Source organism: Cupriavidus sp. R6-3 (genome assembly GCF_059772245.1).
On sequence record NZ_JCBAJO010000207.1, the window covers coordinates 1 to 8,580 of the forward strand.

Genomic DNA, 8,580 nt, shown 5'->3' on the forward strand with positions numbered 1-8,580 from the left:
GTCGGTGGCGCCGGCGAGGGTCGTCAGGCGGGCGGGGAGAAAGACGAAGGAAGGGAACGGTTGCACGGCTTGCATGGCGGGCCCGAGGGGCTGCGCGCCGGCTCGTGGTCCGGCGCGTCGATGGTGTCTCTGCCCCGCATGATAAGCGATGCCACCGTCATTCGAAAAACATCGCCCCGGGGTGCGAGGTGTCCGGGGCGATGTCTGCGGGGCGTTGTCCCCAGGCCGATGGCGGCCCGATGAAGGGGGATGAAGGCGCATGAAACGGCCGCTGCAGCCATCGCCGCAACGGCCTTCGCGTTCACCCCAGCCGCATCGTGGCGACGACCGGCGTATGGTCCGACGGCTGTTCCCAGGTGCGCGGCGTACGGTCGATCGTGCAGTCGGTGCAGCGCTCGCGCAGCGCCGGCGACAGCAGGATATGGTCGATCCGCAGGCCGGCATTGCGGCGGAAGGCCAGCATGCGGTAGTCCCACCACGAGAAGCTCTTCTCCGGCTGATCGAACAGCCGGAAGGCGTCGGCAAAGCCCAGTTCCAGCAGCGTCTGGAAGGCGGCGCGCTCCGGCGGCGAGACCAGGTTCTGGCCTTCCCACTTCTTCGGGTCGTGCACGTCGCGATCCTCGGGCGCGATATTGAAGTCGCCCAGCAGCGCGAGCTTCGGATAGCGCTGCAGTTCGTCGCGCAGCCACGCGGTCAGCGCCTCGAGCCAGCGCAGCTTGTAGGCGAACTTGTCGCTGTCGGGCGCCTGGCCGTTGGGGAAATACGCGCAGACCAGGCGCACGTCGCCATAGGTGCCGGCGACCACGCGCTGCTGCGCGTCCTCGAACCCCGGGATATTGCGCACCACGTCGGTGGCGGCCGGCATGGTGGTGTTGCGCGCCAGGATCGCCACGCCGTTATAGGTCTTCTGGCCGACGAAGATGCTGTGGAATCCGGCGCTCTCCAGTTCCGCCAGCGGGTACTTGTCCTCGGGCAGCTTCAGTTCCTGCAGGCACAGCGCGTCGATTGGCGTATCGGCGTTCTCCTGCGCGATCAGCCAGTCGAGCACCTGCGGCAGCCGGATCTTCAGCGAGTTGACGTTCCACGAGGCGATCCGCAGCGTGGCCGGCGCGGTGGCGGGCACAGGGGGCGGCAGCGTGCTGCCCGGGGGAGGCGCCGCCGCGGCGCCGTCGATGCCGGCCAGCAGGTCGTCGGGCGCGCCGCTCATGCCGCCATCCCGCCGTGGCGCAGCAGCGCATCGATCTGCGGCGGCCGGCCGCGGAACGCCGTGAACGACTCCATCGCCGGACGGCTGCCGCCGACCGACAGGATCTCGCGGTGATAGCGCGCGCCGGTCTCGCTGTCGAGCACGCTGCCGGTCAGCTGCGCCGCTTCCTCGAAGGCCGCGTAGACATCGGCCGACAGCACCTCGGCCCACTTGTAGCTGTAGTAGCCCGCCGCATAGCCGCCGGCAAAGATATGGCTGAAGGTATTGGGCCAGCGCGACAACGGGTACTGCGGCACCACGTGGATGCGGTCGTTGATCTCGCGCGACAGCTCCAGCACCGACTTGTCGCCGTCCGGATCGAAGTCCGTGTGCAGGTGCATGTCGAACGCCGAGAACACGATCTGGCGCAGCGTCATCATGCCGTTCTGGAAATTCTTCGCGGCCAGCATGCGCTCGAACAGCGCGCGCGGCAGCGGCTCGCCTGTGTCGACGTGCCGCGTCATGTCGGCCAGCACCTCGTATTCCCAGCAGAAGTTCTCCATGAACTGCGAGGGCAGCTCGACCGCATCCCATTCGACGCCGTTGATGCCCGACACGCCCAGCTCGCCGACCTGGGTCAGCATATGGTGCAGGCCGTGGCCGAACTCATGGAACAGCGTGATGACCTCGTCGTGCGTAAACAGCGCCGGCTTGTCGCCCACCGGTGCGGAGAAGTTGCAGGTCAGGTAAGCGACCGGCGTCTGCACGCTGCCGTCGCCGCGCTCGCGGCGGCCGCGCGCGTCGTCCATCCACGCGCCGCCGCGCTTGCCTTCGCGCGCGTACAGGTCCAGATAGAACTGCGCGAGCAGCGTGCCGTCCGGGCTGGTGACGCGGTAGAAGCGCACGTCCTTGTGCCAGGTCTGCGCCTCGTCCGGCGCGATGCGCACCGAGAACAGCTTCTGCACGACGCCGAACAGGCCTTCGAGCACCTTGGGCTCGGGGAAGTATTGCTTGACCTCGTGTTCCGAGAAGGCATAGCGCTGCTGGCGCAGTTTCTCGGACGCATAGGCGACGTCCCACGGCGCCAGCTCGGCCAGGCCCAGTTCCTTGGCGGCGAATTCGCGCAGCTCGGCCCAGTCGCGCTCGGCATAGGGGCGGGCCTTGGCGGCGAGTTCGTCGAGGAAGCGCAGCACTTCCGCCGGCGAATCGGCCATCTTGGGCACCAGCGACACCTCGCCGTACGAGCCGTAGCCCAGCATGCGGGCTTCTTCGCGGCGCAGCGCCAGCTGCTCGCGCATATTCGCGGTGTTGTCCCAGTCGGCCTGGCCGGTGCCGTACTGCGGGCTCAGCTCGGAGGCGCGCGTGACGTTGGCCTCGTACAGCGTCTGGCGCAGCGCGCGGTCGTCCGCGTACTGCAGCACCGGGAAATACGAGGGGAAATGCAGCGTGAACTTCCAGCCTTCCTTGCCGTCCTTGGCCGCGGCCTCGCGCGCCGCTTCCAGCGTGTCGGGCGGCAGGCCGGCCAGGCGCGCCGGGTCCTCGATCACCAGCGAGTAGGCGTTGGTCGCGTCCAGCACGTGGTCGGAGAAGGCCTTGCCCAGCTGTGCCTGCTGTTCCTGGATCTCGGCAAAGCGCGGCTTCTGGTCCTCCGGCAGCTCGGCGCCGCCGAGGCGGAAGCCGCGCAGCTCGTTGTCGAGCAGCTGCTTGCGGGCCGGGCTCAGCGCCGCGTATTCGGGGCTGGCGGCCAGCGCCTTGTACTTTTCGTAGAGCGCCAGGTTCTGGCCCAGCGAGGACCAGAACTCGGTCATGCGCGGCAGGTTTTCGGCGTGGGCCTGGCGCAGCGCCGGCGTGTCGGCGACCGAGCTCAGGTGGCCGACCACGCCCCAGGCGCGGCCCAGCGGCTCGGTGGCCTGCTCGAGCGTGTCGACGGTATCGGCCCACGTGGCGGGCCGGGCCGGATCCTCGACCAGCGCGACGGCGCGTTGCGCCGCTTCAAGCAGCACGTCCAGCGCCGGGCCGATATGCTCGGGGCGGATCTCGGCGAAGCGGGGCAGGTCGCTGAAGTCCAGCAGCGGGTTGGCGTTCTTGTCGGCTTGGTCCATGGCTTGTTCGTTCGCGTTGGCGTTGGGGTTGACGGTCGGATATTCCGCAGCTGGGGGCATCTGCGCGGTTTTCCAGCGTGGCTTCGCAGCGAGGGAGGGCGGCGCGTTGTCCGGCGGGTCGTCCAGCGGATCGGCCAGGGGCTTGCCCAGGGGTTTTGCCCAGCCGTTTTGCCCAGCCGTTTTGCCCAGTGTACCGGCGCTCGCCTCAGCCTGCCGCGCGCTCGGCCGCCTCCAGCGTATTGACCAGCAGCATGGTGATCGTCATCGGACCGACGCCGCCCGGGACCGGCGTGATATAGCCGGCCACTTCGCGTACCCCGGCGAAGTCCACGTCGCCGCACAGCTTGCCGGCGTCGTCGCGGTTCATGCCGACATCGATCACCACCGCGCCGGGTTTGACCATGTCCGCCGTGATCAGGTTGCGGCGGCCGACCGCGGCGACGATCACGTCCGCCTGGCGGGTATGGGCGCCGAGGTCGCGCGTCTTGCTGTTGCAGATCGTCACGGTGGCGCCGGCCTGCAGCAGCAGCATCGCCATCGGCTTGCCGACGATGTTGGAGGCGCCGACCACCACCGCCTGCGCGCCGCGCAGCGGATACTGGATCGACTCGAGCATCTTCATGCAACCATAGGGGGTGCAGGGGCGGAACAGCGGCGCGCCGGTCATCAGCGCGCCGGCGTTGGCGACGTGGAAGCCGTCGACATCCTTCTCCGGGGCGATCGCCTCCAGCACCTTGTGGCTGTCGATGTGCCTGGGCAGCGGCAACTGCACCAGGATGCCGTGGATCTTCGGATCGCGATTCAGTTCGTCGATGCGGGCCAGCAGGTCGGCCTCGGACAGGTCCGCGGGATAGCGGTCCAGCGACGAGTAGAAACCGTTGTCCTCGCACGCCTTGACCTTGTTGCGGACATAGACCTGGCTGGCCGGGTCCTCGCCGACCAGGACCACGGCGAGCCCGGGCTGGTGACCGCGCTCGGTCAGGCGGGCGGCGCGCAGGGCGGCTTCGGAACGGATTTGCTTGGCAAGGGCGTTGCCGTCGATCAATTGGGCGGGCATGGGCTTGAGGCGCAGGAGCGGCAGAGGTGAAAGACGCGGGTGGAGATGCGACCGGCGTGGTTGCCTGCAGGGCAGGGCGGGAAGGGACGGTGCGCAAAACAGCGATTATAAAGCGTCGGCACCGGTGGCCGGGGGGCGTGCCCGCCGGCGCGCCCCGGCCGTCCCGTCCGGCCAAAGGGCACCGTCAGAGGGCGCCGCAAGAGGGAGCCGTCAGCGGGCGCCGTCATTGGGATGACGGACGGGACGGCGGAGGAACCGCCGGCATGCACCCCGCCCGTTCAGGCGCCGAACCATGCATCGAAGCTTGCCCTGGCCTGCTCCCATGGCGCGCGCTCATGCGGCGCGTCCGGCGGGGCGGCAAACCACTGCGCGAGATAGCCCACGGCATAGGACCATTGCGCCCGCGGCAAGCTGATGGCGAGGTCCCATGCCGCCTGCCTTGCGCGGTCGAAGCGTGGCTGGCGTCCGCCCTGCCCGGCAGTCTCCCGCTCGCTCTCCAGGGCCCACAGCCTGCCGAGCAAATGCGCCAGCCATTCGCGCCGTTCCGGTCCGGACAGTCGGGTGCGCACGATCGCGGCAGCGAGCGGGACCGCGGACCTTGGCCAGCGGTCCTGCAATCCCTGTCCCGGCGCATCCCACTTCTCCAGCCGGCGGAACGGGCGCAGGTCCGCCAGACAGAGGCGCAGATCGTCCGCATCGAGCGGCTCGATCAGCTTCCATGCCCGCTGGACCCGTTCGGCGTCGTGATCCGTCACCGCGTCGAGCTGGTGGGCAAACAGGGCCGCCGCGGCAAGCGTTGCGGGCCTCCGGCACTGCGGAATCGCTTCGAGCTGCCCGATCCAATAGTCGGCGAGTATCCGCCCCGCAGCTTCGACCCGTCCTCGAAGCGCGGGCCTGCAGCCCCACTGGCCGGTCCATTTCGCGCCCCGTTCGCAGACGGTACGGACGAGGTCGGCAAGCTTGCCGAAGTGCCCCGTCTGTGCAAGCGGATCCGCCAGTGCCGACAGGTCGACGAGATCCTCCAGACCCAACCACCTCCCCTCGTCCAGCCATTGCCGCACGGCGCTCACCTGCTGCGCCGGCGCAAGGCCTCGGATGACCTCGACGACGCGACGCCTCGCGGCTGGCCGGCCGGCCTGCGCCCAGCGCGCGAGTGCGCCATATTCGCCGTGGTCGCGCGCCAAGGCTGCGGCGCCGGCAAGCGTCGATTCGGTCAGGCCTGATGCGTTGATCGCGTCCCGGCCGTAGTACAGCGCCTCCTTCAGCAGTGCGGAACGGGTCGAAGGCGGCAACGCCGTTGCGTCCAGCGCGGCGGATTGCAAGCGCAGCAGCCGGGTGGGATCGGGCGCGGGCGACTGGCAAATCGGCAGGACCGAGCCCAGCAATCGCAGCGTTTCTGCGTGCTCGCCCCGCAGCGCCGCGTCCCACAAGGTGTCCCATGTCGCCAGATCCGGCACGAAGCGCAACAGCGCAGCACGGAGATGGAGCCGCTGCGGCTCGGTCAAGGCCGCAGCCTGCATCCGCTGCGCGATGTCGCCGAGCAATTCGGTTCGTTGCGTGCGGCTGACATGCTGGAACGGACCTGGGGAAGCCTCGGTGCCCAGCAGACAGGCGATGGCGTGAAACGGTCCATCGCCCGGCAGGGAAAAGACCGTATCCAGCAGCAGCGTCGAATGTCGCGACGCCGTTGCGGCGTCGATGCCGAAGAATGCGTGCTGTCCGTCGATGCCGGGAAGGCAGCCGGCAAGCGCGGCGATCAAGCGACCGCGTTGCGCGGGATCGGCCTCGTCCCGCGCCACGCATTGGAGCAGGGCGCGCCACGGGGCCGCAGCGTCCTGGTCGTTGGCGCAGGCGCGTGCGAAAGCCGCCGTGCCGACCGACAGCGCTTCGGCCTGCTCGGCAGCGGGGAACGCCCGAGCCAGCGCCAGCGCCGCGGACGCGTCCGGCAGCAACTGGCTGGCGATGCCGCACGGCTTCGCGCGGTTCTCCAGCGCGAGGGCCGTGCGCCTGAGCCTTGCCGATAGCGCAAGCGGTTCGGCCGCGATCATGGCGACGCAGTCGAGCAAGGTGTCGAGGCTCACCACGGCCGCACGTTCGTCGATGCAACTGGCCAGTGTGTCCAGCGGCGCCGTCCGAAGCGGCGCGGGCAGCCGCAGGGTCTGTTCCAGCAGCAGCCGGAAACCGGCGTCGTGTCCGGATCGCGGCAGGCCGCGCAGCCGGCCGACCAGCGTGCCCAGAACCGCCGCGCGCGAGGCGGGTGGCAGGCCGCCGAATGGCTGGGCCGATCCATCGGACAGGACTGCCGCCAGCTCGCCAACGGTCCATACGTTGGCGGCGCGCCGAAGCGCCAGATCGTGGCGTGCATGTCGTTCGAGCCGGGTTTGCAGACCCTTCGAAACCTGCCGTTCCAGGCAGAGCCTGGATTGCGGCGGCAGCAGCGCGAGGATGAAGTCGTGCACCGGTGCGGGCAGCAACTCCAGGCCGGACATGGTGGCCGGCTGCGGAACCGGCTCGGATGGCGGGGTGCCGTCGGCGAGGCAAGGGGCAACGGTCTGGCGGGCGGGGCTGGCTTGCATGACGGGTCTCTTCGGCGAACCGGCGGTGGACGGCCGGAATGGCGCCCGACTGCCGCGGTTCGCGGGCCCGGCATTCTGTCGGCGGATGTGGAGGGCCGTGATCCGGAAGCGGCCGCGCCTTTCGGTTCTCGGTCCCGGCCGCATGCCGTGCGCGGAATCTCCATTGGGGGAGGAGGAAGGCCTACCCTCCTCGACAGCGACAGCGACAGCGACAGCGACAGCGACAGCGACAGCGACAGCGACAGTGACCGCGACCGCGACCGCGACCGCCGCGCCGCCCTAGCGCCGATATGCGTCGAACTGGGCCACGGCCTGCTGCCAGGCCCTGAGCGCCGACGGATCGCGCGAGGCGGGGGCAAACCAGGCCGCGATCGTGCCGTGCACAGCGTCGATGGCCTCCCTCGGCAGGGCGCTCGCGATACGCCACAGCGCCTGCCGGACCGCATCGAAGCGGTTGCGCTCCACGTCCGGACGGAAATCGCCCATCCGGCCTTCGGCCTCGACCAGCCGCACCAGCCAGCGGCGGCGCTCGGGCGCGGTGAAGCGCGTGCGCACCAGCTCGGCGGCGCGCAGCAGCGTCGGCCTGGCCCAGCACTCGCCCAACAGCAGGTCGCCGTCCCCGGGCAGCTTGCGGGATGCCTGCTTGAGCCGGTACAGGATCTCCATCGCGGTACGCACCGCCGGCGCATCGAGCCGGTCGATCAGGTCCCAGGTGCGATCGATCAGCGGCGATGCAGCGGCCTGCAGCCACAGGCCGCTGGTCAGTTGGGCGACCTCCGCCAGCAGCTCCGGCGGGCGAGCGGCGGGGGCGGACGCCTCCAGCACGCCGAGCATGTCCGCGGCCAGTTCCGGCACGGCGTCGTGCGCCGCCGAGGGCAGCAGCGTCGGCCCGGTTTCCAGCAGGCGGCTGCAGCGCCGGGTCCAGGCAGTGGACATCTCGCCCAGTTCCTCCCAGCAGCCCATCGCTTGCAGTTGCCGTGCCAGCGGCAGCGGCACGGGCAGCAGTTCGTCGACCCAACCGCGCAGCGCCAGCCATTGAGAGAAGGCACGCGCCTGCACCGGGGGCGGCAATTTCCAGATGACGGACACGATACGGTCGGCCGGCTGGTCGTCATCGGTGGCCACCCATTGCACGAGCGGCAGCAACTGGTGGTGGCGCAGGGCCAGTTCGCCGATCGCATCGAACATGGCTTCGGCGTCGGCCGTGCCGGGCGCGCAGAAGAGCCCGGCCTGGCACATCAGCGCGGCGCGCTGCTCGGGCGTCGGCGCGGTGGCGGTCAGGCAGTAGTCTTGCGCGCGCCGCCAAGCATGGAGCGGATCGCAAGGGTGCCAGCGCTGGACATGGACCAGCAGCATCGCCAGCGACGGCAGCGACCGCCGTTCGACCTCGTCCCATAGCGCGTGCCATGCCGGAACCTGCTGCGCGGGCGGCAGATAGGGAATCAGTTCGGCGCGTACGTGCAGCTGCTGCGCCGTCTGCATGCGCGATGCCTGCAGATGGGCGAGCAGCGACGCGATCGCCGGCTCGGCGCGCTCGGGATCGCTGAGCAGCGTGGCCGTGGCGGTGCGGATGGCCGCGCGGGCGACCGCGAAGCCGGCGTCGCCGGGCAGTGCCGCCGCGCCATGGAACACCGCGCTCCAGCGCTGCAACGCCTCGTC

At 70.0% G+C, this 8,580-nt stretch carries 5 protein-coding genes; all 5 read right to left on the reverse strand.

Going from position 1 to position 8,580, the window contains the following annotated elements; translation table 11 throughout:
- Window positions 1-301: 301 nt before the first annotated feature.
- The gene (xth, locus tag AC6EI8_RS21515; protein ID WP_498382826.1) at window positions 302-1,099 is read right to left on the reverse strand and encodes an exodeoxyribonuclease III; all 798 of its coding nucleotides are present in this window, start codon (window positions 1,097-1,099) and stop codon (window positions 302-304) included.
- A gap of 104 nt (window positions 1,100-1,203) precedes the next feature.
- Window positions 1,204-3,288, reverse strand: coding sequence for a M3 family metallopeptidase (locus tag AC6EI8_RS21520; RefSeq protein WP_149318917.1), 2,085 nt, complete (start codon window positions 3,286-3,288; stop codon window positions 1,204-1,206).
- A gap of 205 nt (window positions 3,289-3,493) precedes the next feature.
- Window positions 3,494-4,345, reverse strand: coding sequence for a bifunctional methylenetetrahydrofolate dehydrogenase/methenyltetrahydrofolate cyclohydrolase FolD (gene folD / locus AC6EI8_RS21525; RefSeq protein ID WP_149318916.1), 852 nt, complete (start codon window positions 4,343-4,345; stop codon window positions 3,494-3,496).
- Between the two features lie 278 nt (window positions 4,346-4,623).
- Window positions 4,624-6,921, reverse strand: coding sequence for a hypothetical protein (locus AC6EI8_RS21530; RefSeq protein ID WP_498382824.1), 2,298 nt, complete (start codon window positions 6,919-6,921; stop codon window positions 4,624-4,626).
- 279 nt (window positions 6,922-7,200) lie between these two features.
- On the reverse strand, window positions 7,201-8,580 hold a 1,380-nt coding region (locus AC6EI8_RS21535), incomplete at its 5' end, for a hypothetical protein (RefSeq protein WP_498382825.1).

Coding starts and splice junctions, on each gene's coding strand:
- AC6EI8_RS21530 (WP_498382824.1), bottom strand. CDS start 6,921: ATGCAAGCCAGCCCCGCCCGCCAGACCGTTGCCCCTTGCCTCGCCGAC.
- AC6EI8_RS21520 (WP_149318917.1), bottom strand. CDS start 3,288: ATGGACCAAGCCGACAAGAACGCCAACCCGCTGCTGGACTTCAGCGAC.
- folD (WP_149318916.1), bottom strand. CDS start 4,345: ATGCCCGCCCAATTGATCGACGGCAACGCCCTTGCCAAGCAAATCCGT.